Origin of the sequence: Lapillicoccus sp., from assembly GCF_039935575.1 — a bacterium.
Classification (GTDB): Bacteria; Actinomycetota; Actinomycetes; order Actinomycetales; family Dermatophilaceae; genus Lapillicoccus.
Genome location: NZ_JBDTKA010000033.1, coordinates 1 through 21925, shown reverse-complemented (window position 1 = coordinate 21925; position 21925 = coordinate 1). Strand labels below are relative to the sequence as shown.

Here is a 21925-nt window from a genome sequence, read left to right as displayed (position 1 = left end):
TCCCATGCCCACCGAACGTTCCCTGACCGTGGCCGAGGTGGCCCATCGCAGCGGCTTCGCCCCGTCCGCGCTGCGCTTCTACGAAGGCCGTGGCCTGATCGAGGCGTCCCGCACTTCCGGCGGCCAGCGCCGCTATCAGCGGATCGTGCTGCGTCGGCTCGCCTTCATCCGGGCGGCCACGAACATCGGGCTCCGCTTGGAGGAGGTGGCCGAGGAGCTGGCCACACTGCCCCGGTCCCGGACTCCCACGGCGGCCGACTGGCAGCGGATCTCGCGGGACTGGCGGGGCCGTCTCGACGAGCGGATCGCGGCCATCGAGGCGCTGCGCGACCGGCTCGACGGCTGCATCGGATGCGGCTGCCTCTCGCTGCGCTCCTGCTCGCTCTACAACCCGGGAGACGAGATCGGCACTCGGATGTCCGGCGCCGGGCGGCTGCCCGAGCTGCTGCGCCGGCGCGGCGCGTGAGCAGGACGATCCCCCAGCCCGCCCTGTGCGCGGCGTTCCGACCTCCGTCGTGACCAGCGGATAGCCTCCAGGCGTAGGACCCGCACGGCCCGGTGAACGCCCGGGCAGAACCAGGAGAGTTCGGCAGTGGCCAGCGCCGCACGCATGCCCGCCCCCAACGGCGGGGACTACACCGCCCGGCACCTGCAGGTGCTGGAGGGGCTCGAAGCTGTCCGCAAGCGCCCGGCCATGTACATCGGCTCGACCGACGAGCGCGGCCTCATGCACTGCCTCTGGGAGATCATCGACAACGCGGTCGACGAGGCCCTCACCGGCGCCGGGACCCGCATCGAGGTCGTCCTGCACGCCGACCGGTCGGTCGAGGTCCGGGACCAGGGGCGAGGCATCCCGGTCGACATCGAGCCGCGCACCGGGCTGTCCGGAGTCGAGGTCGTCTTCACCAAGCTGCACGCCGGCGGGAAGTTCGGCGGCTCGTCCTACGCGGCCTCCGGGGGCCTGCACGGGGTAGGTGCCTCCGTCGTCAACGCCCTGTCGGCGCGGCTTGACGTCGCGGTCGACCGGGGGGGCAAGACCTACGGCATGAGCTTCCGTCGCGGTGAGCCCGGCGTGTATGCCGACCGCGACCAGTCGGACCTGTCGCCGGACGCGACCTTCTCGGCATACCAACGCAAGAACGAGCTGCCCACCATCGGGCGGGCCAAGCGGGGGGTGACCGGCTCCCGGGTGCGGTTCTGGCCGGACCACCAGGTCTTCCTGCCGGGGGCCGAGCTGGACTACGCGCAGATCGCCGCGCGCGCCAGACAGACGTCGTTCCTGGTGCCCGGGCTGGCGCTCGTGGTGCGCGACGAGCGCCGACTGGCGGGGACGCCAGGGCAGGACGGGCCGCACGAGGAGGTGTTCCTGCACGACGGGGGCATCGCCGAGTTCGTCGAGTTCCTCGCACCGGATCCGGCACTGACGCAGGTCTGGCGGCTCGAGGGGTCGGGAACGTTCACCGAGACCGTGCCGGTCCTCGACCCCGCCGGGCACATGGAGATGACCGAGCTGACCCGCGACTGCGCCGTCGACGTGGCGCTGCGATGGGGGACCGGTTATGACGCGAAGCTGAGCTCGTTCGTCAACATCATCACCACGCCCAAGGGGGGCACCCACGTCCAGGGGTTCGAGCAAGCACTGCTCAAGGTGTTCCGCAAGCAGCTCGAGGTCAATGCCCGCCGCCTCAAGGTCGGCTCGGACAAGGTCGAGAAGGAGGACGTCTTCGCGGGGATGACCGCGGTGGTGACCGTCCGGTTGGACGAGCCGCAGTTCGAGGGCCAGACCAAGGAGGTCCTGGGGTCGTCGGCGGTGCGGGCGATCGTCAGCCGAGTCGTCGAGACCGAGCTGACCGACCGGATCACCAACCCGGCCCGCGGGCAGAAGGCCGAGCCCGCCCTGCTGCTCGAGAAGGTCGTCTCCGAGATGAAGTCGCGGATCAGCGCGCGGCTGCACAAGGAGACCCAGCGTCGCAAGACCGCACTCGAGTCGTCGTCACTGCCGTCCAAGCTCGCGGACTGTCGCACTCACGACGTCGCCCGCTCGGAGCTGTTCATCGTCGAGGGCGACAGCGCACTCGGCACGGCCAAGCAGGCGCGGTCGTCCGACTTTCAGGCGTTGCTCCCGATCCGCGGCAAGATCCTCAACGTCCAGAAGGCGTCCGTCGCGGACATGCTCAAGAACGCCGAGTGCGCCTCGATCATCCAGGTGATCGGCGCGGGCTCGGGTCGGTCCTTCGACATCGAGGCGGCGCGTTACGGCAAGGTCATCATCATGAGCGACGCAGACGTCGACGGCGCTCACATCCGGACGCTGCTGCTGACCCTCTTCTTCCGTTACATGCGCCCCCTCGTCGAGGCGGGGCGCGTCTTTGCCGCCGTACCGCCGCTGCATCGCCTCGAGGTGATCGCTGCGGGCAGCGCCAGGAACGAGCTGATCTACACCTACAACGAGGCGGAGATGCGCCGTACCCGTGCGTCCCTGGAGAAGCGCGGCAAAAAGGTCAAGGAGCCGCCGCAGCGCTACAAGGGTCTAGGTGAGATGGACGCCGACCAGCTGGCGGACACCACCATGGACCCCCGCCACCGGACGTTGCGACGGGTGACGCTGGGCGAGGCGGAGCGTGCCGAGGGCGTGTTCGACCTGTTGATGGGTTCCGACGTCGCTCCGCGCAAGGACTTCATCATCGGCTCCGCGTCCGCCTTGGACCGCGACCGCATCGACGCCTGACCCACGCCGCTACCCACGGCAGGGTAGTGACACCTCGCCCGGATCGCGCGCCCAGCTTCGGTGGGTTGCGCACACCTCGGTCGAGGCGCGCGCAGTCTGCACGGTGTGCGTGTGTCGACGGACCTGCGCGCGATCGTGTGAGGTGTGCGCGATCTGGGGTTCCCGGGGTGACGCAGACCCGGTACCGGCAGCCCAGTTCCGATCGTCCGCTCCCCGCCTGACCGAACTCACGTTCCTCCCGGTTCTCGGCGCCGCCAGGGCCGACAAACCAAGGACAACGTGAGTCCGGTCGGGATCAACCCGGAAGGACGTGAGTCCGGTCGGGAGAGCGAGCCGGCCACCGGCATACCCGTCATGAACGCCGGTCGTGGCGAGGCACCACAGCGCCGCCGCTTACGATCCGTGCATGGAACAGCCGTCCGGACCGATCCTGCGCCCCGACGAGATGTCCTGGTCCGGCACCACCGTCGAGCGGCTTTCCGACGCCTTCACGGGCAAGGTCGTCGGACAGGAGCGTCTCCAGGAGACCCTGCTCATCGGGCTGCTCACCGGCGGACACATCCTGCTCGAGTCGGTCCCGGGCCTGGCCAAGACGACGGCAGCCTCGACGCTCGCCCACGCCGTGAGCGGCTCGTTCGCCCGCATCCAGTGCACTCCCGACCTGCTGCCGAGCGACATCGTCGGGACCCAGGTCTACGACGCGTCGACGGCGGGGTTCAGCACCCACCTCGGACCGGTGCACGCCAACATCGTGCTGCTCGACGAGATCAACCGCGCCTCGGCCAAGACCCAGTCGGCGATGCTGGAGGCGATGCAGGAGCGCCAGACCACGATCGGTGGCCAGGGCTACCCGCTGCCGGCTCCGTTCCTCGTCCTCGCGACCCAGAACCCGATCGAGCAGGAGGGCACCTACATCCTGCCGGAGGCTCAGCTCGACCGCTTTATGCTCAAGGACGTTCTGGACTACCCCACGCTCGAGGAGGAGGCCGAGGTCCTCTACCGGATCGACGCGGGCGTGTTCCGCGAGGACCAGGTGCCCGTCATCGGCATCGAGGACGTGATCCGCCTGCAGGAGCTCACCCGACGGGTCTACCTCGACCCCGTGATCGTCCGGTATGCCGTCGGCCTGGTCTACGTCACCCGGCACGCCGAGACCTACATCGACGCGGGCCTGGCTCGGTTCGTCGAGTTCGGCGCCAGCCCCCGCGGGAGCATCGCCTTCACCCAGGCGGCCCGGGCCCGAGCCCTGCTCGCCGGCCGCGACCACGTGGTCCCCGACGATATCAAGGCGCTCGCCCACCGGGTGCTGCGACACCGGGTGGTCCTCGGGTTCGAGGCGGTTGCGGAGAACACCCGCGTCGAGACTGTGGTCGACGCCCTCGTCGGCACCGTCCGCACCCCCTGAAAACCCCCTGCGCCAACCGGACCGGAGCCCGTCGTGACCGCCCTGCTCAGCCCCGTGAAGAGCAAGCTCTTCATCGTCGCCCACCGGCGGTCGTGGGGGCTGCTCGACGGTGAGTACGCGTCGGTGTTCCGGGGCCGCAGCCTGGACTACGACGACCTGCGCGAGTACGTCCCAGGCGACGAGGTCCGCGACATCGACTGGAAGGCGACGGCGCGGCACGGCAGCCCGCTGGTCAAGCGGTGGGTGGCTACCCGCACGCAGACCGTCGTCTTCGTCGTGGACTCCGGACGCGGCATGGCTGCGCTCGCCGCCGGCGGAGAGCCCAAGTCGGTGGTCGGGATCAACGTGGTGGGCACCCTCGGGTACCTCGCGCTGCGGCACGGCGACCTGGTCGGACTGGTCGAGGGCGATGCGACGGCTACCCGCCCGTATGCGGCGAAGGGTCGGGAGGGGCACCTCGAGCGGCTGCTGCGGGCGATAGCAGCCCGGACCACGCTGGACTCCGGACCCAGCCGGTTGTCTGCCCAGCTGGAGCATGTCGCCAGCCACTACGCAGGGCGGCTGCTGCTCGTCGTCGTCGCGGACGAGCGCGACCTCGACGGCGACGACGTGGTCCTCGTCCGGCGGCTGCACGCCCAGCACGAGGTGCTCTGGGTGACGGTCGAGGACGCCGACCCCACGGCGGTCGGCGCGGGCCGCCGTGGGGTCGGCGCCCGGGACGTGGGTGACGAGCTGGTCATGGCACCCGAGGTGCGGTTCGACGAGCAGCTGCACGCGGCATACACCGCCTCTATGACGGCTCGCCGGGCGAGCCTGGCGTCGACGCTCGAGGGGCTGGGCATCGTCCACGGCCGGGTCGGTGCCTCGGAGCAGGTCCTGTCCGTGGTCTTCCGGATGCTCGAGAGGCAGCGCCGCCGTGGTCGCTGACTTCTACCCGCCGATGACGTACTCCGCCCTGTGGACCGTGATCGCGGCGGTCGTCGCAGTCGCCACCGTCGGGTGGTTCGTCGTGGTCTGGGCGCAGACCCGCCGCGTCAAGGCGTTCGTCGCACCGGAGCCGCCGCCCGGGTGGCGGCTGGCCCAGCTCAAGGGCGAGTACCTGCAGCGGATCGACGAGATCGTCCGACGTGCCGGGGTCGGTGAGCTGTCCGCGCGCCAGGCCTACCAGGACCTCAGCGCCGCTGTTCGCCAGTTCGTGCGAGCCGCCTCTGGTGTCGATGCCCCGACGATGACCCTGACGGAGCTGCAGCGCACCGGGCTGCCAGCGATGGCTCCCGTGTCCGACGTCGTGTTCCGGCTCTACCCCGTCGAGTTCGGTCCCGAACGCCAGGTTGCGCTGCCCGAGGCTGCCGCCGTAGCGCGGGAGGTCGTGGCGCGATGGGTCTGAGCACGATGGGTCTGAGCACGATGGGTCTGAGCACGCTGGCCCAGCCGCGGGTCATCCTGCCGTCGGTCGCCGTCCTGACGCTGCTCATCCTCGGCGTCTGGTGGTGGCGCCGTCGACGCCGCGAGCCGGCCGCGATCCCGGTGGCCAACACCGAGGCGCTGCGGGCGCTTCCGGAGTATCAGCGGGCCGTGCGTCGACACCGGTGGCAGCTGCTGGGCGGGGCTGGGCTCTTGGCGGTTCTCCTGGTCGCGGCCGTACTCGGCGCCGCCCGTCCGACCCAGACCACAACCCTGGTCTCCCAGAAGGACAACCGTGACATCGTCCTGTGCCTGGACGTCTCCGGGTCGATGATCGAGGTCGACTCCCGGGTCGTATCGACCTTCACCAGCCTGGTGCAGGGCTTCAAGGGCGAGCGGATCTCGTTGGTGATCTTCAACAGCTCGGCCGTCCCGGTCTTTCCCCTGACCGACGACTACACGTTTGTCACCGAGCAGCTGAACCAGGCGCAGCTGGCGCTGACCCGACTCGACCCGAGGGACCCGTTCTTCGCCGGAACCCTCAACGGCGAAGGCAGCTCGCTGATCGGCGACGGACTTGCCACCTGTGTCCGCAGCTTCGACCATCCCGAGCTCAAGCGGGCCCGCTCGGTCATCCTCGCATCGGACAACGAGACCCTCGGCAAGTCGTTGTTCACGCTGCCCGAGGCGGGTCAGCTCGCCGACAAGGACCAGATCCAGGTCTACGGGATCAACCCCTCCGACAACCCGAGCTCGACGGCGGCCACAGAGATGCAGTCGGTGACGGAGTCGACCGGTGGCGTCTACTTCGCCCTGAACGACATCAGCGGCGTCCAGCGCGTCCTCGAAGCGGTCTCGTCCCGCGAGGCCAGCCGGATCCCGTCCTCCCCACGAACCGTGGTCCACGACAACCCGGTCCTGCCGATCGGACTCGCCTCGCTGGCAACCCTCGCCTACCTGGGGTTGCGCCGGATCAGGTGGCGCCCGTGACCAGCCTGTCGTTCTTGCCGGTCGCTCCGTGGCCCATCCTGTTCCTCTTGGCCGGGCTCGCCGCCGCGCTGATCTGGTGGCCGGCCGGACGGCGCGAGCGCACCGAGACCGGCGGGGCCCGCGGCAGACGGAGTGCGGTCGTCCTCCTGCTTCTGCTGGCTGCCACGCGTCCGGCCCTGCCCGGCACCGACGTCCGCGTCGACGCCAGCTCGGTCGACGTCTACTTCGTCGTCGACACGACGACGTCGTCGATGGCCCGTGACTACGCCGGGTCCGAGCCTCGCCTCGCCGGTATGCGTACGGACCTCAAGGGGGTCGCCGCGCAGCTGCCGGGTGCCCGCTTCACGGTGCTGAGCTTTGACCTCGACACCACGACTCGGCTGCCTCTCACCAGCGATGCGACTGCCCTCTACGCGGCCGCTGACACACTGCGCCCCGAGACCTCTCGCTGGTCTCGGGGCAGCAGTGTCACGGTCGCCCGCACCGACCTCGTCGCTGCCCTCCAGCGCGGTCAGGCCACCCACCCCGACCGCGCCCGGTTGGTCTTCTACCTCGGCGACGGAGAGCAGACGGCCGAGACCGAGCCGCAGCCGTTCGAGATCCCGGGGGGCTTGGTCAACGGGGGAGCGGTGCTCGGGTACGGCACCGCCGCGGGTGGGCCGATGGCGACGACGGGGAACCTGTCCGAGGGCGACGTCGTCGACCCCTCGACCGGCAAGCCGGCGATCTCGACGATCGACGAGAAGCAGCTCGCGCAGATCGCCGACCAGCTCGGCGTCCCCTACCTGCACCGGCAGTCAGACGACGCAGGTCAAGCCATCGTGGACGCCGTGCACCTCACGCAGCTCGGCTCGGTCAGTGGCGCCGAACAGATCGAGCTCGGCGGCCGGACGGAGCTCTACTGGGTGTTGCTGCTCGCCGTCGCCCTGGTCGGGGCCTGGGAGCTGGGGTTGGTCATAGCGTCGCTGACCTCGCTCGCGGCGCTCAAAAGACGGACCGCGCTGGGACGGACCGCGCTGGGACGGACCGCGCTGGGACGGCCGAGGCTGGGACGGACGAGGCTGGGACGGCCCCCGACGAGACGACAGGCCGGGGCGGGCCGTCGGCCCCGAGGCACACCCTCGGATCCTTCACCGGGCAGCACGGGACACACCCAGCTGGAGACGTCGTCGAGCACAGGGGGAGGAGGTTCGGCGTGAGCACCATCACCCCCACGCGCGTACCCCTGAGCCCGGGCTCCGGTTCGGAGCCAGGCGCCGCGCCTGAGGACCCCGGGGCGCGGGCGGGGCGGTTGCGGCTGCGTCGCCGACTGGTTCTCTGGTCACTGCCCGTCGTGCTCCTGCTGGCCCTGGTCGCAGCCAAGCTCGCCCTTATGGTGGCGCTCGGGGACCAGGCGCGCGAGGCATACGCCGCGGGCAACGTCACCGGCGTGGAGTCGGCTGCCGCACGACTGGGTCTCCTCAACGTCATCGAGCCTTACAAGGCGCCGTTCGCCCGTGGTGACGCCAGCGTCCTCGCGCAGGACTACGACAGCGCACGCGCCGCCTTCGAGGAGGCGCTCGCCCTCGCACCGGCCGACTCGCGCGACGCCTGTCAGGTCCGGGTCAACCGTCCTCAGCATCGAGAAGCTCGGGGCGGCAGCCACGGACGCGGGACAGGCAGACGTGGCCAAGGCCGACAACGACCGGGTGCTCGCCCTCGTCGTGGCGGCGCCGCAGGGGTGTTTCGAAGGAGACGCCTCGACCGACGAGGGTCAGCAGCTGAACGATGCCCGGCAGCAGGCCCGGCAACAACAGCAGGGCCAGGGGCAGGGGCAGGCGCCGCAGGACCAGCAGGGCCAGGGCGACCAGCCGAGCCAGGACAAGCAGCAACAGCTGGACGACAAGACCAAGGACAACCTGCAACAGCGCGGTCAGGGCGACCAGCAGCCCGGGAGCTCAGGACGGCCGCCGGTCGACAAACCCTGGTGACCTTGCGGTTTGCGGACGAGGCGCCAGGGTAGGTGCCCGATATGACCTCGTTGGACTTCGGTGGACTGGTGCTCGGCGGCAACGTGTTCGGATGGACGGCCGACCGGGAGGCGAGCTTCGCCGTTCTCGACGCCTTCGTCGACGCGGGAGGTCGGGCCATCGACACCGCCGACGTCTACTCGCAGTGGGTGTCCGGCAACACCGGCGGCGAGTCCGAGTCGATCATCGGCGACTGGTTCGCTGCCCACGGACGCAGTGACGAGGTCGAGATCCACACCAAGGTGTTCAGCAAGAAGGACCGACCTGGCCTGTCCTCAGCCAACATCCAGGCTGCGGTCGACGACTCGCTGCGCCGGCTGCGAACCGACCGCATCGACCTCTACTACGCCCACCGGGACGACGCGGAAGTAAGCCAGGCCGAGTACGTCGCGGCCTTCGACGGGCTGGTCACCAGCGGCAAGGTCCGCGAGGTCGGCGCCTCGAACTTCACCGCCGAGCGACTCGACTCCGCCCTTGACCTCGCGCGTGACGAGGGACTGACCCCGTTTACGGTCGCCCAGGACCAGTGGAACCTCATCGAGCGGGAGATCGAGTCCACGCTCCTGCCGACGCTCGAGGAGCGCGGGCTGGTCGAGCTGCCGTACTCGTCGCTGGCCAGCGGGTTCCTCACCGGCAAGTACCGACCCGGCCTGACCGTCGCGTCGGCCCGGGCCCAGGCGGCCGGGCGCTACCTCGAACGGGACGGCGTCGGCGACCTGCTGGACGCCCTGGACGAGATCGCCGCGGCGCACGCGACGTCGGTCACGGCGGTGGCCCTCGCCTGGCTGCGGGCCCAACCGACCGTCGGCGCACCGATTGCGAGTGCCCGCACCCTCGAGCAGGTGCAGCCGCTCGTCGACTCGATGAGGCTCGCGCTCGACACTGACGAGATCGAACGGCTGAGCTCGATCACGAGGCCGTGACCCGGTCCCAGCGCAGGGGTGGAGACTCCACCCATGTGCTTCTCCAGCGACCAGCACCCACCCCTGCCTCCCCGGTCCAGCGAGGTCGGCCAGCACGGGCCGACCGAGCTGGTCGCTGCCGACGGCACGCAGCTCGCCGCGTACGACGCCGTCCCGGTGACCCGCCGCGGAGCCTCCCTCGTGCTGCTCCCGGACATCCGGGGCCTGCATCCGTACTACACCGACCTGGCGCTGTGCTTCGCCCAGGCGGGGATTGACACGGTCGCGATCGATCCGTATGCGCGCACAGCCGGGATGACCGCGAGGGACGCCGACTTCGAGTTCCTGCCGCACGCCAACGCGCTGAGCGGCGAGCAGGTCCTCATGGACGCCCACGCCGCCAAGGCCCGGCTTGAGGAGCGCAGCGACGACCCGGTGTTCACGCTGGGGTTCTGCAAGTTCGGTGGTGAGTCCTGGGCGTTGGCGGCAACCGACCTGGGCGCCGCGGGATGCATGGGCTTCTACGGCATGCCCGGCCGAGTGATGGACGTCGTCCGGGAGATAACGGCCCCGGTACTGGTATTGGCTGCAGGTGCGGACAAAGCCACCACCCCGCAGCAGAACGCCGCCTATGACGCCGCCCTCACCGAAGCCGGGGTGGAGCACGAGTTCGTCGAGTATGACGATGCACCGCACTCGTTCTTCGACAAGCAGTACGCGTTCTGGGAGACAGCCTGCGAGGACGCCTGGCGACGCATACTCGGCTTCGTGGACGCGCACCGCTGACCGGGTGCGCTGACGAGTCAGCGTCGCTTGATCGGCCGACCTCAGCCGTCACACCTGAGTGACGCTCGTGGCCCAGCTCCGTGACGGGAACGCCGCGGTACCGCAGGAGTTCTCCCGCGGCTCACCGACAACCACCTCGAGCTGGACGAGCCAGGTGCGCCCGTCGCGGTGCACGACGCGCACCCCGTCGCGTTCCCGGTCGTGCGCCCGGTCACTGTCGGGCGGCGCGTCCAGGGCCTGCAGGTCGGTCTCACCGATCAGGTGACGGACGGTGGACTCGGCCGCCTGGCCCCGCTCCCGCAGCGCGCTGGCGCCTCGGTCGTGCCACGGCCCGGTCATCGCGTCCGGAAGGGCGCCACGGTCAGCGGCCTCGACGACGTCCGCGATCGTGGCCTCCGTGAGCCGCGCGAGGTTGCGCCCCCACGGCAGCAGCACGCCGGTCGGCGAGAACCGGTGCCCGCCCGTGTGCGAGCACTCCCAGACTCGACCGGGGTATGCCTGGTGGCCGGCGGCCGCCACCGGTCGGCCGCGAACCGCGCAGCAGACGTCCCGGCGACCGTTGGTGCAGACGAGCATCACGGGCGGCGCGGGCCGCGCCGCGGGAAGTGCGGCCAGGACCGCGGCCCGGTCACCGCGGGCCAGCGGCGCGAGGTCGATGTCGAGCACGGCGGCCGGGGCGTCCGCGACGTCGAACACCAGCAGGAACGGCTCGGGACCGCTCCAGGCCAGGTAGCAGCGGCGCGGGTCTCGATGCTGGTCGGCATGGGGGCCGGGTCGTCGGATCAGGGTCAGCCGGCCGCCGAGCTGAGTGCACCGGCGTTCGAGAACACGACCGATCTCGATGGGCAGATGCGACTGCGTCGCGGCGTTGCGGCCCCACGGCCCGTCCTGTTCGAGCGCGACCCAGAACCGCGCCGGCGCCGCGGTGCCGTAGACCGAGGCGTCGTCGGCGCCGTCCCACACGACCGAACAGGCGTCAGGTGCGCTGACGCCGTGCCCGGTGGTGGGTTCGAGAGGCTCCGCTCGTCGGTCTGCCGTCACGGGGTCCCCTCTGGCGAGGCAGCGGGCGACGGCCCGTTGCCGGTGGCCGCACCGCTGGATAGCGCCCCCGCGATGGCCGCGATGACGACGCCCGTCGGTGACCCGGACCCGTCTCGCCTTCCCGTCGGGGGAGGGAGCTCGACGGGGACCCCGTTGGCTGCGGCGGCCTTGGCAGGCACGGGCCCGGCCCAGGCGAGGACCAGCGTGTCCTCACCCTTGAGGAACCGGTGGCAGCGCACCCCGCCCGTCGCCCGCCCCTTCGCGGGGTACTCGGTGAAGGGGGTGACTTTGAGAGAACCCGCCTCGGTGCCAGGCAACGCGCCCGACGACCCACTCGAGGTCACGACGACGGCGTCGGTTTCGAAGTCCAGCACCCCGAACCAGACGACGCGCTGGCCCGGCGCCAGCCGGATGCCGGCCATCCCGCCGGCGGCGCGACCCTGCGGCCTCACGCTCGATGCAGGGAAGCGCAGCAGCTGGGCGTCGGCGCTGACCAGGACCAGCTCGTCGCTCTCGTCCCGAACCGCTGCGGCACCCACCACGCTGTCGCCGTCCTTGAGCGTGACGAGCTCGAAGTCCGGTCGCGCCGGGTAGTCCGTCGTCACCCGCTTGACGACCCCCTGCGCGGTGGCCAGGGCGAGCCCCGGCTGGTCGGGTGAGACGGAGGCGAGCGTGAGCGGCTCCTCACCGCGCGGCAGGTCGACGTAGGCCGCCAACGGCGCCCCTCCGCCCAGGGACGGCGGGCCGTTGGTCACGGGCAGCGCGGGGAGGTCGACCGCCGTCAGGCGGATCATCCGACCGCGGCTGGTGACCAGCCCGACCTCGCCTCGGGCGGTGGTCCGGACCGCTCCGACGAGGACGTCGTGCTTGGCCCGGCCGCCCTCGGCCGGGAAGGCGGCGTCGGTCAGCGTGCGGGCCAGCAACCCGGTCGACGACAGGAGCACCCAGCAGGGGTCGTCGGGGATCTCGAGCTGCAGGGCCGAAGAACCGGAGCTGAGCGCAGACACCGGCGCACCCGCCGACTCGAGCAGGACCGTACGCCGCGGGGTCCCGTGCGCCTTGGCGACCTCGGCCAGCTCGGTGGAGACGGTTCGCTGCAGCAGCCGCTCGTCGCCGAGGATCGCGCGCAGCTCCTCGATCTGGCGCTCGAGATCGGCCTTCTCCTTCTCCAGCTCGATGAGCGAGAACCGGGTCAGCCGCCGCAGCTGCAGCTCGAGGATGTAGTTGGCCTGCGCCTCGGACAGGTCGAACACGTCGATCAGCCGGGCTCGAGCGGCTGCGGTGTCATCGGACGTGCGGATCACCTGGATGACCTCGTCGATGTCGGCGATCGCGACCAACAAACCGTTGACCAGGTGCAGCCGCTCCTCGCGACGGGCCAGCCGGTATGCGGTCCGTCGCCGGACGACGTCGGTGCGGAACTCGACGTAGACCTTGAGCAGCTCCTTGAGCCCGAGGGTGCGTGGCTGCCCTTCGACCAGGGCGACGTTGTTGATGTTGAACGAGTCCTCCATCGGCGTCAGCCGGTAGAGCTCCTCCAGGACCGCGTCGGGGTTGAACCCGTTCTTGACCTCGATGACCAGCTGCAGGCCGTGCTTGCGGTCGGTGAGGTCCTTGACGTCGGCGATGCCCTGAAGCCGTTTGGCCTGCACCAGGTCCTTGATCTTCTCGATCACCTTCTCGGTGCCGACGAGGTAGGGCAGCTCGGTGACGACGATGCCCTGGCGTCGGGCGTTGATCGACTCGACCCGCGCGGCCGCGCGGGTGCGGAACGCGCCTCGACCGGTGAGGTAGGCGTCGCGGATCCCGTCGAGGCCGATGATCCGGCCACCACCGGGCAGGTCAGGGCCGGGGACGAACTTCATCAGGTCGTCCAGCGAGCAGGTGGGGTTGGCGATGAGGTGCCGGGCGGCTCCGATCACCTCGACCAGGTTGTGGGGCGCCATGTTGGTCGCCATGCCCACGGCGATCCCGCTGGCTCCGTTGACGAGCAGGTTGGGGAACGCGGCCGGGAGCACCTCCGGCTGGGTCTCGGTGTCGTCGTAGTTCCCGACAAAGTCGACCGTGTCCTCGTCCAGCCCGGCGACCATGAGCATCGCGGCGGGGGCCAGCCTCGCCTCGGTATAGCGGGCCGCCGCCGGCCCGTCGTCGAGCGAGCCGAAGTTGCCGTGCCCGTCGACCACCGGCACCCGCATGGTGAACGGTTGCGCAAGGCGTACCAGCGCATCGTAGATCGCCTGGTCCCCGTGCGGGTGGTACTTGCCCATCACCTCGCCCACGACCCGCTGGCTCTTCTTGTGCGCACGGTCCGGCCGCAGGCCGAGCTCGCTCATGCCGTAGAGGATCCGGCGCTGCACCGGCTTCAACCCGTCGCGGGCATCGGGCAGGGCCCGCGAATAGATGACGGAGTAGGAGTACTCGAGGAAGGCGTTCTGCATCTCCTCCTCGACGTCGATGTCGATGATCCGCTCGACCACCGGGTCATCGGGCGGTGGGGGAGTGCTGCGTCGAGCCATCCGGACCTGCTCCTTGCTGCTGTACGCCTGCGTGTGCCTGTCGGCGCGTGTCGTGCGGTTGACTGGCCCCGGCCACGGGACGCGCCCATCCTCGCGCACCCCGTCCAGCCCGGCTCGACAGACCCGCCGACCTGTGGATGGTCCTAGTGCTCCCCGAACCGGCCCCAGTGCGCCACCTGGTCGGCGGTGCGTCGGCCGCGCTCGAGGGACGGGCTCTTCGGGCCGTCGACCGCATACCCCATCGCGACCGCCCCGATGATGGTGTGCTCTCTCGGAATCCCGAACGCCTCGTGGACGTCGTCGTGGCACTCCGGCGGAACCCCGAAGAACAGCCCGCCCAGCCCCTGGTCCACCGCCGTCAGCAGGATCAGCAAGGCGGCCATGCCCGTGTCGATATCCCAGTAGGGCACCGGCCACCGCGCCTCGTCCCGGTCCGTCCAGCCCTTGTCCGGCGCGGCATACCGGTCCAGGTAGGCCTGCTTGTCCGAACAGCAGAGGATTACTGCTGGCGCGGTGCGCATGCCCACCGACCAGGCGTCTGGCGAGGCGTCCTCGTCGTCGAGGTCCTCACTCGTCGCGGTCCAGAACCGTTGCCGGTCCCCGGCCGAGGTCAGCACGACGAAGTCCCATCCCTGGCTGAAACCTGCGCTCGGCGCGCGCACCGCGTTCTCGAGGCAGGCCCGCAACGCGGCCTGCGGAACGGGCCGGTCCGGGTCGTAGCGACGAACCATGTGCCGACGACGGACCACCTCGGAGAACTCCATGACCGAGATGCTGCCAGCCCCCGGCCCTGGTGCAAGCATGGGTCCATGCCCCGCGACCGCCGTGACGCGCCGTTGCCGTCACAGTGGGCCGCGGACGTCGTGCTGCGAGACGGCTCCGTCGGACATGTCCGGCCGATCACCCCACAGGACGCCGACCGGCTGCGGGCGTTCCATGCGGGCCAGTCGGACGAGTCGATCTACCTGCGCTTCTTCGCACCGATCCGTGAGCTGAGCGAACGCGACGTGCACCGGTTCACCCACGTCGACAACGTGGACCGGGTGGCCCTGGTCATGACGGTCCGCGGCGACATCATCGGCGTCGGCCGCTGGGACCGCATCGACGCGTCGTCGGCCGAGGTGGCGTTCAACATCTCCGACCACTACCAAGGCAAGGGGATCGGCTCAGTCCTGCTCGAGCACCTCGCCGTGATCGGGCAGGAGCTCGGCGTCACCAAGTTCGTCGCCGAGGTACTGCCCCAGAACCGCCGGATGCTCAACGTCTTCAGGGAGGCGGGGTATGCCGTCCAGCATCACTACGAGGACGGCGTCGTCGGGGTCTCCTTCGACATCAGGCCGACCGAGCAGTCCACTGCGGTCCGCCTCTCTCGCGAGCACCACGCGGAGTCGGTCAGCGTGCACGCCCTGTTCCACCCCGAGTCGATCGCCGTCATCGGGGCGGGTCGACGGCCGAGCTCGATCGGCCACCGGCTGCTCAGTAACATCCTCGAGGGCGGCTTCACCGGGCCGGTCTACGCCGTCAACCACGAGGCGCTGGAAGTTCTCGGGCTACCCGCCCACGCCCGGGTGGGCGACATCCCGGGTCCGGTGGACCTCGCCGTCGTCGCTGTGCCGGCCGGCAGCGTCCTCGACGTCGTCGACGAGTGCGCTGCCAAGGGGGTGCGATCCCTGCTCGTTGCCTCGGGCGGTTTCGCGGAGATCGGCGGTGACGGTGGCGAGCGTCAAGACACGTTGCGTCGCCGGGCCCGGGAGTCCGGTATGCGGGTCGTCGGCCCGAACTCGTTCGGGCTGCTCAACACGGACCCGATGGTGCGGCTGAATGCGACGCTCGCCCCCCGGACCCCCTCGTGCGGCGGGCTCGGGCTGTTTGCCCAGAGCGGGGCGCTCGGTGTCGCGGTGCTGGCCTCCGCCGACCGACGCGGGCTCGGCGTCTCGACCTTCGCGTCGGCGGGCAACCGGGTCGACGTCTCAGGCAACGACCTCATGCAGTACTGGATCGACGACCCGCAGACCCACGCGGTCGGGCTCTATCTCGAGTCCATGGGCAACCCCCGCAAGTTCTCCCGTATCGCCCGGAGCCTGTCCACCACCAAACCGGTGATCGTCGTCTCGTCGGGAGTCTCCGCCTACGGCGCCCCTCCCGGCCACCGCGTGCGCGAGACGCACGTACCCACCGGTGCGTTCACGGCGATGCTGCGCCAGGCCGGCGTCATCCGGGTCGAGAACGTCCACCAGCTCTTCGACGTCGCCCAGCTGGTGATCCACCAACCGCTCCCGGCCGGGCAGCGGGTCGCCATCGTCGGCAACTCCGACGCCCTGGGCGCCCTCACCGCCCAAGCCGCGCTGAGCTGGGGTCTCGATGTCATGCACGGCCCGGTGTCGCTGCGTACCGATGCGAGCGCCGAGCAGTTCGCTGCCGCGTTGCAAGCCGCGTTCGACGACGACCACGTCGACAGCGTCCTGACCTGCTTCATCCCGCCCCTGGAGACCGTCGACGCGCAGGTCATCGCCGCCGTGCGGGACATCTCACGCCGCAGCGAGAAGCCCTGCGTCGCAACGTTCCTCGGTATGTCCGGGGTGAGTGAGGAGCTCGCGCTCGAGACGCCCGACGGAGCTCCCCGCCGGATCGTCCCGTCCTACGCGATGCCCGAAGACGGCGTTCGCGCGCTGGCGGCAGCGACCCGCTACAGCCAGTGGCGGGCCCGGGACCGGGGGCTGCCGGTCGACCCCGTCGGGGTCGACCGCGAGGCCGCCGCGCACCTCGTCGAGCGAGTCCTTGCGGGAGACGCCGACGGCAGGACGCTGACCAGAGACGAGGCCACCGAGCTGCTCGCGGCATACGGGATCGCGCTCTGGGACGCTCGTCTCGTCGGGACCGCGGACGAGGCCGTGGCTGCCGCGGACGCACTCGGCTATCCGGTCATCCTCAAGACCACCTCTCCGATCCTGCGCCATCAACCCGGGGTGAACGGCGTTCGGGCCGACCTGCCGGGGCCTGGGGCGGTGCGGGCCGCCGTCGAGTCGATGCGCTCGCGGCTGGGGCCGATCGCCGACGGGTCGTTCCGGGTGCAGGCGATGGCGCCACCCGGGGTGGTCTGCGTCCTCACCAGCGTCGAGGACCCCCTGTTCGGTCCGGTGGTCAGCTTCTCGGTGGCTGGCCCCCCGACCGAGCTGCTCGGCGACATCGCCCACCGCATCCCGCCGCTCACCGACGTCGACGTCTCCGACCTCATCTCCTCGGTGCGTGCCGCGCCGCTCCTGCACGGGCACCGCGGTGCCATGCCCGTTCACCGGGCCGCGCTGTCCGACCTCATCGCCCGGCTGTCCTGCCTGGCGGACGACCTGCCCGAGGTCGTCAGCGTCGAGCTGCAGCCCGTGAACGCCTGGTCCGGTGGCGTCGACGTCCTGGATGCCGAGATCTCGCTTCGACCGGCCCTGACCCGCAAGGACGCCGACCGCCGCGCGATGACCTGACCCGCGCTTCGCCACGCGAACTCGGCGCATGGTGCTGCGCACAGCACACGGCATACGGTGGGCTGAGCGCACAACGGTGTGCTGAGGCGGCCACAGGGTCGGTCCACGCCGGTTTATCCACAACGGGTACCAGGCCCGACCCTCTCTGCGGGCAGCATCTCGGGATGGACCTGCTGAGTCGCCTCACCCGTGACGGCGTCTTCAGCGCTGCCTACGCGGTCGCGGCTGGCATCGACGCCTCCGAGCTCAGACGCCTGGTCGCCGCCGGCCAGTGTCACAGACTCATCCGCGGTTGGTATGCGCTCGGTCCGGTGGGGGAGTCCCGGATGGAGCACGGTCTGCGCGTCAGCGCCCTGACCCAACACCTGCCGGGCGTCTGCCCCAGCCATCATTCGTTGCTGACGATGCACGGTTTGCCGCTGCTTCGAGCAGATCTTGACGTCGTGCACCTCACTCGGCTGCACGACCGGGCCAGCCGACATCGCGACGGGGCGATCATCCACCCTCACCTCGAGGGGGTTGTCACCGTGGCTCAGGCGATCGTGCAGACCGGGTTGGTCAACGGTCCGTCGGATGCCTTGGTCGCGGCCGACGCAGCCCTGCACCGGTGTCTCGTGAGTCCCCGGCAGCTCGCGGAGGCCGTCGGGCAGCTCGGCGGGCATCCCCACATCACTGGTGTCCGGCGCGCTCTCGCGGGAGTCGACAGCCGATCTGAGTCGCCCGGAGAGACGCTGCTCCGTGAGGTCCTCGTCAGTGCGGGCTTCGCCGTGACGCCGCAGTTCGTCGTCCACGACGATCAGGTCGACTGGCGCGCCGACCTGGTGATCGACGGAACGACCGTCCTCGTCGAGTTCGACGGCCTGATGAAGTACACCGGGTCGAGCGACCTCGTGGCCGAGAAGCTCCGCGAGGACCGCTTACGAGACCTGGGCTACGAGGTCATCCGGGTCACCTGGTCCGACCTCGCCCACCCGGAGCGCATCCTCGAACGGATCCGGCGGGCCATCGCCCGCGCCCGACGGGCCGCCTGACTCAGCACATGGTGCTGCGCTCAGCTCACCGCATACCGTCAGCTGAGCGCAGAACCGTGTGCTGAGTGCACGACGTAAGCCTCACTGGTCGGGCGTATCGGGCTCTTCGGTCGGCTCCAATGACCCTGGGTCCAGGTCCTTGGATTGAGCCGTATCCCTGAGGCGTTGCTCCAGCTCGAGCCGCAGTAGGGCCACCTCCTCCGCCACCGTGCGCGCCGACTCCTCGAGGTGCGAGATCTCGATGCTCAGCTGGATGCAGACGACGAGGAGCACGAGGAACGCCAGGATGAAGATGAGGTTGATCGGCGTGGTGACCCCGACCAGGGCCGTCAGCCCGCCCGTGATCGAGGGGACGAAGGTGAGCAGGACGACGCCGACGATGACGCCGAACCAGAGGACGCTGTACTTCTCGCGTAGCCGCTGGGTCCGCAGCAGCCAGAACAGGGCGAGCAGGAGCAGCACCGCGACGACGAGGGCAAAGGGGTAGCCGCTCTGGCTGAGGATGCTCACCCGTCCAGCTCCCCATATCGCGAGTGCGCGCCCCTGTGCAGCTCTGGCCTGGGTCGGGTCAGCGCGAGAACCAGGGCGAGGACCGCGCGACCGAGGAAAGCCGTGGCCCGCAGTGGGCTGTGCGACGGTTGGCCGCCGGCCCGAGGGCGCATCACCACGGCCACCTCACGGATCTGCAGGTGTGACCGTGCGGCGACGACGAGTGACTCGACGGTGTCGCCGAGGTACTCGGCCGGATAGCTGCGCGCGAACAGCTCGATCGCACGCGGGCCGCAGGCCTTGAAGCCCGAGGTCGTGTCGGTCAGCCGGGTCCCGGCGATCCGCGAGATCGTGATGGACAGCAGGCGCATGGCCCACCTGCGCGGTCCACGCGCCACATAGGCGCCGTCGCCGGCCGCCCGCGCCCCGATGACGATGTCGAGCCCACCCGGCCCAGCCGTCCCGGCCGTACCGATCGTCCCGACCGTCCCGACCGGCCACCCCAGCCCGGCCAGCAGGGCCGGGATGTCGGCGGGGTTGTGCTGCCCGTCGGCGTCGACCTGGACGGTCGCGCCATAGCCCTGTCGCCGGGCATACCGATATCCGGTGCGCATCGCGCCGCCGACACCGAGGTTGATCGGCAGGCGCGCGACGAACGCTCCGGCCGCGAGGGCGACAGAAGCGGTCGCGTCGTCGGACCCGTCGTCGACCACGAGCAGGTCGGCTGTCAGGGACGCGTCGCTCATCGCCGCACGGATCTCGGTCACCACGGCCGCGACAGTCGCCTCCTCGTTCCAGGCCGGAACGATGATGAGCACGCGGTCGGCGGGCCTCGTCACGAGGGCGAGGCTATCCCGTGCCCCCCGACCTGCCCCAACCTGCGCCGACCTGCCCCTGACCTGCCCCGAACCTGCCCCTGACCTGCGCCGACCTGCCCCGACCTGCCGCGAGCTGGCCTCGCCTGGCCAGGCGCGCATCGGTGGGCAACGCAACAGCCGGTATGCCTGAAGGTGCGAGGATGGTGCGCATGGCAGCACCCCGAGACATCCGTACCACCGGGATCGGCCGTCCCGCCGCCCTGCCGCGCGACCTCATGGCGGCCATCGAACGAGCCGGCTACTACCCGGCACTCGTGGCCGACGTCGTGGAGTCGGCCCTGGGCCTGGACGAGGTCGTGGCCCACCTGGTCCACCAGGAGACGACGTTCGACCACGACGCGGTTCGGCGGCATGTCACCGTCCTCGCAATGACCCCGACCCGTCTGGTCATCGCCCACGCCGACGACCACCACGACGACGAGCCGGGTCTGGCGGTCGCCACCGCGACGAGCGAGACCGTCCCGCTCAGCTCGGTCCGAGGCGTGATGTTGACCCACGTCGTCAGTGCTCCCGACTCCTACGTGCGCGGCTCTCTCGGCCGTGAGGTGACCCTGACGGTGGGTTGGGGTGCCGTGGCTCGGATCGACCTGGTCCCCGCCAGCTGCGCAGACCCGGAGTGCGACGCGGACCACGGCTTCGAGGGCACGGTCGCCTCCGACGACATCTCGCTGCGCATCAGCGCCGACGCCGATGGCGAGGAGGCGCTCTCCACCGGGATGTACTTCGCCCGCACGCTCTCGGCGGCCATCGGCTCGACGGGCCTCTCGACCGGAGGCCCAGGACACGGGCGGTGACGTCCGGCCCACCGGCCCCACCGGCGTACGCGTCGACCAGCCTGGCCAACGTCCTGCCCGCAGTCGCCCGCAGCATCGGGTCCGGTCGTTATGCCGGTGTGCCCGACCTGGGCCTGGCACCTGCCCGTCGAGCCGTGGTCGTGCTCGTCGATGGGCTCGGCGACGTGTTGTTGCGTCGGCGCAGCGGTCATGCCCCGTTCCTGCGGTCCCACCTGGGGTCGGCGCTGCGGCTGGACTGCGGGTTCCCGTCGACGACGGCGACGTCGATGGGCAGCTTCGGGACCGGGCTGCCGCCGGGTCAGCACGGGCTCGTGGGTTATGAGGTCCTCGATCCCGACCAGGACCGGGTCTTCAACGAGCTCTCCTGGGAGAACGGCCCTAACCCGACGGCGTGGCAGCCGTTGCCGACCGTCTTCGAGCAGGTGGCCACCGAAGGGGTCGGCGTCACGAGGATCGGACCGGGGTTCTTCGACGGGTCCGGGCTGACGACGGCTGCCTTGCGCGGCGGTCGGTTCCAGGCCGCAAGAGAGCTCGATGACCGGGTGGTGACTGCGGTCACGGCTGTCCGTTCTGACCCGCGAGCCCTGGTCTACCTCTACTGGGGCGACCTCGACAAGGTGGGGCACGTCAACGGATGCGGCTCGTGGGAATGGGGGGACGAGCTCGAGTCCGTGGACCGGGCTCTCGCCCGACTCGCGGCGAGTGTGCCCGGTGACACGGCGGTGCACGTGACCGCCGACCACGGCATGGTCGACGTCCCGCACCTGCGCCGCACCGATCTGGCCCACGAGCCCGTGCTGCTCACCGGCGTACGCCACGTCGGCGGCGAACCCCGGTCCGTCCAGCTCTACTGCGAGCCCGGTGCCGCCGAGGACGTGCTGGCCACCTGGAGAACGGCCATGGGTCGCGGCGCGTGGGTCCTCGGACGCGACGAGGCGGTGCGCGCGGGCTGGTTCGGGGAGGTCGCGGACCGGGTACGGCCCCGGATCGGCGACGTCGTCGCGATGATGCGCGGAGAGCACGCCGTCGTCCACACCGGCCGGACCCGCCCCGAGCTGCTGCGGCTCATCGGCCTGCACGGCTCGGTCAGCGTCGACGAGCGCGCCGTCCCGCTCGTGAGCATCGGTGCCCGCGACGGCTGACTGCCTGCCGACCGATGCTGCTGACGGGTCGCATTAGAGTGGGCGCCCGTGGCAGAGCTCGTCTTCTTCAACGGCACGATGGACTGCGGCAAGTCGACGCTGGCCTTGCAGATGGACCACAACCACGCGGTTCGTGGGCGCGGCGGCCTGATCTTCACCAAGCTGGACCGCGCCGGTCAGTCGGTGCTGAGCTCGCGGCTGGGGTTGTCCACGCCGGCTCGCGAGGTCACGGACGACCTTGACTTCTGGGGCGAGGTGGTCGACCTCGCCACCCTCGGTATGCGGGTGGACTACCTGATCTGCGACGAGGCCCAGTTCTACACACCCGCCCAGG

20 protein-coding genes and 1 pseudogene are annotated in these 21925 nt (G+C 70.6%); 15 read left to right on the top strand and 6 right to left on the bottom strand.

Annotated features, from left to right (window positions below; all coding sequences use genetic code 11):
• The first annotated feature begins 4 nt into the window (after positions 1-4).
• The 7 genes from soxR to ABI385_RS04075 all read left to right on the top strand — a co-directional run bounded on the left by soxR (position 5) and on the right by ABI385_RS04075 (position 7726).
• Positions 5-466: a redox-sensitive transcriptional activator SoxR gene (gene soxR / locus ABI385_RS04105; protein WP_348102464.1), complete on the top strand. Its 462-nt coding sequence runs from the start codon at positions 5-7 to the stop codon at positions 464-466.
• Between the two features lie 144 nt (positions 467-610).
• A complete protein-coding gene (locus tag ABI385_RS04100; protein ID WP_348102512.1) occupies positions 611-2728 on the top strand; it encodes a DNA topoisomerase IV subunit B in 2118 nt (705 codons plus the stop codon).
• Positions 2729-3134: 406 nt separating this feature from the next.
• Positions 3135-4133 (top strand): AAA family ATPase, encoded by a 999-nt coding sequence (locus ABI385_RS04095; protein WP_407068220.1) that lies wholly within the window; start codon positions 3135-3137, stop codon positions 4131-4133.
• A 33-nt stretch (positions 4134-4166) separates the two neighbouring features.
• Entirely contained in the window at positions 4167-5060 is an 894-nt protein-coding gene (locus ABI385_RS04090; RefSeq protein ID WP_348102463.1) for a DUF58 domain-containing protein, read from the top strand.
• The gene (locus tag ABI385_RS04085) at positions 5050-5520 is read left to right on the top strand and encodes a hypothetical protein (RefSeq protein WP_348102462.1); all 471 of its coding nucleotides are present in this window, start codon (positions 5050-5052) and stop codon (positions 5518-5520) included. The genes ABI385_RS04090 and ABI385_RS04085 overlap by 11 nt, the downstream gene beginning before the upstream one ends.
• On the top strand, positions 5511-6527 hold the full coding sequence (locus ABI385_RS04080) for a VWA domain-containing protein (protein WP_348102461.1): 1017 nt from the start codon (positions 5511-5513) through the stop codon (positions 6525-6527). Before ABI385_RS04085 ends, ABI385_RS04080 begins: the two co-directional genes overlap by 10 nt.
• Positions 6524-7726: a vWA domain-containing protein gene (locus tag ABI385_RS04075; protein ID WP_348102460.1), complete on the top strand. Its 1203-nt coding sequence runs from the start codon at positions 6524-6526 to the stop codon at positions 7724-7726. Before ABI385_RS04080 ends, ABI385_RS04075 begins: the two co-directional genes overlap by 4 nt.
• Before the next feature lie 122 nt (positions 7727-7848).
• Here ABI385_RS04075 and ABI385_RS04070 read toward each other — a convergent pair whose 3' ends face one another.
• Positions 7849-8148 carry a hypothetical protein gene (locus tag ABI385_RS04070; protein ID WP_348102459.1) on the bottom strand — a complete coding sequence of 100 codons (300 nt, stop codon included), beginning with the start codon at positions 8146-8148 and terminating at the stop codon, positions 7849-7851.
• Between the two features lie 43 nt (positions 8149-8191).
• Here ABI385_RS04070 and ABI385_RS04065 point away from each other — a divergent pair, with 43 nt between their 5' ends.
• From ABI385_RS04065 to ABI385_RS04055, 3 genes are read left to right on the top strand one after another with little or no spacing between them, the layout of a single operon-like run.
• Entirely contained in the window at positions 8192-8497 is a 306-nt protein-coding gene (locus ABI385_RS04065; protein ID WP_348102458.1) for a hypothetical protein, read from the top strand.
• A 41-nt stretch (positions 8498-8538) separates the two neighbouring features.
• Positions 8539-9459 (top strand): aldo/keto reductase, encoded by a 921-nt coding sequence (locus ABI385_RS04060; RefSeq protein ID WP_348102457.1) that lies wholly within the window; start codon positions 8539-8541, stop codon positions 9457-9459.
• 33 nt (positions 9460-9492) lie between these two features.
• Positions 9493-10224 (top strand): dienelactone hydrolase family protein, encoded by a 732-nt coding sequence (locus ABI385_RS04055; RefSeq protein ID WP_348102456.1) that lies wholly within the window; start codon positions 9493-9495, stop codon positions 10222-10224.
• Positions 10225-10272: 48 nt separating this feature from the next.
• Here ABI385_RS04055 and ABI385_RS04050 read toward each other — a convergent pair whose 3' ends face one another.
• The 3 genes from ABI385_RS04050 to ABI385_RS04040 all read right to left on the bottom strand — a co-directional run bounded on the left by ABI385_RS04050 (position 10273) and on the right by ABI385_RS04040 (position 14545).
• Positions 10273-11265 carry a sucrase ferredoxin gene (locus tag ABI385_RS04050; protein WP_348102455.1) on the bottom strand — a complete coding sequence of 331 codons (993 nt, stop codon included), beginning with the start codon at positions 11263-11265 and terminating at the stop codon, positions 10273-10275.
• Entirely contained in the window at positions 11262-13781 is a 2520-nt protein-coding gene (locus tag ABI385_RS04045) for a DNA topoisomerase (ATP-hydrolyzing) (protein ID WP_348102454.1), read from the bottom strand. The genes ABI385_RS04050 and ABI385_RS04045 overlap by 4 nt, the downstream gene beginning before the upstream one ends.
• A gap of 143 nt (positions 13782-13924) precedes the next feature.
• Positions 13925-14545: a nitroreductase family protein gene (locus ABI385_RS04040; RefSeq protein ID WP_348102453.1), complete on the bottom strand. Its 621-nt coding sequence runs from the start codon at positions 14543-14545 to the stop codon at positions 13925-13927.
• A gap of 45 nt (positions 14546-14590) precedes the next feature.
• Between ABI385_RS04040 and ABI385_RS04035 the strand changes: the two genes are divergently transcribed.
• Together ABI385_RS04035 and ABI385_RS04030 are read left to right on the top strand one after the other, a co-directional pair.
• The gene (locus tag ABI385_RS04035; protein ID WP_348102452.1) at positions 14591-17257 is read left to right on the top strand and encodes a GNAT family N-acetyltransferase; all 2667 of its coding nucleotides are present in this window, start codon (positions 14591-14593) and stop codon (positions 17255-17257) included.
• Positions 17258-17421: 164 nt separating this feature from the next.
• Entirely contained in the window at positions 17422-18288 is an 867-nt protein-coding gene (locus ABI385_RS04030) for a type IV toxin-antitoxin system AbiEi family antitoxin domain-containing protein (protein WP_348102451.1), read from the top strand.
• An 81-nt stretch (positions 18289-18369) separates the two neighbouring features.
• Here the strand turns inward: ABI385_RS04030 and ABI385_RS04025 are convergent, their stop codons facing one another.
• Positions 18370-18798: a DUF2304 domain-containing protein gene (locus ABI385_RS04025; RefSeq protein ID WP_348102450.1), complete on the bottom strand. Its 429-nt coding sequence runs from the start codon at positions 18796-18798 to the stop codon at positions 18370-18372.
• Complete coding sequence (locus ABI385_RS04020) at positions 18795-19616, bottom strand: glycosyltransferase family 2 protein (RefSeq protein WP_348102449.1); 822 nt, start codon at positions 19614-19616, stop codon at positions 18795-18797. The genes ABI385_RS04025 and ABI385_RS04020 overlap by 4 nt, the downstream gene beginning before the upstream one ends.
• 179 nt (positions 19617-19795) lie before the next feature.
• Between ABI385_RS04020 and ABI385_RS04015 the strand changes: the two genes are divergently transcribed.
• The 3 genes and pseudogenes from ABI385_RS04015 to ABI385_RS04005 form a co-directional block, all read left to right on the top strand.
• Positions 19796-20449 (top strand): DUF5998 family protein, encoded by a 654-nt coding sequence (locus ABI385_RS04015; RefSeq protein WP_348102448.1) that lies wholly within the window; start codon positions 19796-19798, stop codon positions 20447-20449.
• Positions 20446-21591 carry a nucleotide pyrophosphatase/phosphodiesterase family protein gene (locus ABI385_RS04010; protein WP_348102447.1) on the top strand — a complete coding sequence of 382 codons (1146 nt, stop codon included), beginning with the start codon at positions 20446-20448 and terminating at the stop codon, positions 21589-21591. Before ABI385_RS04015 ends, ABI385_RS04010 begins: the two co-directional genes overlap by 4 nt.
• 48 nt (positions 21592-21639) lie before the next feature.
• A pseudogene (locus tag ABI385_RS04005) lies at positions 21640-21925 on the top strand (thymidine kinase); the annotation flags it as partial.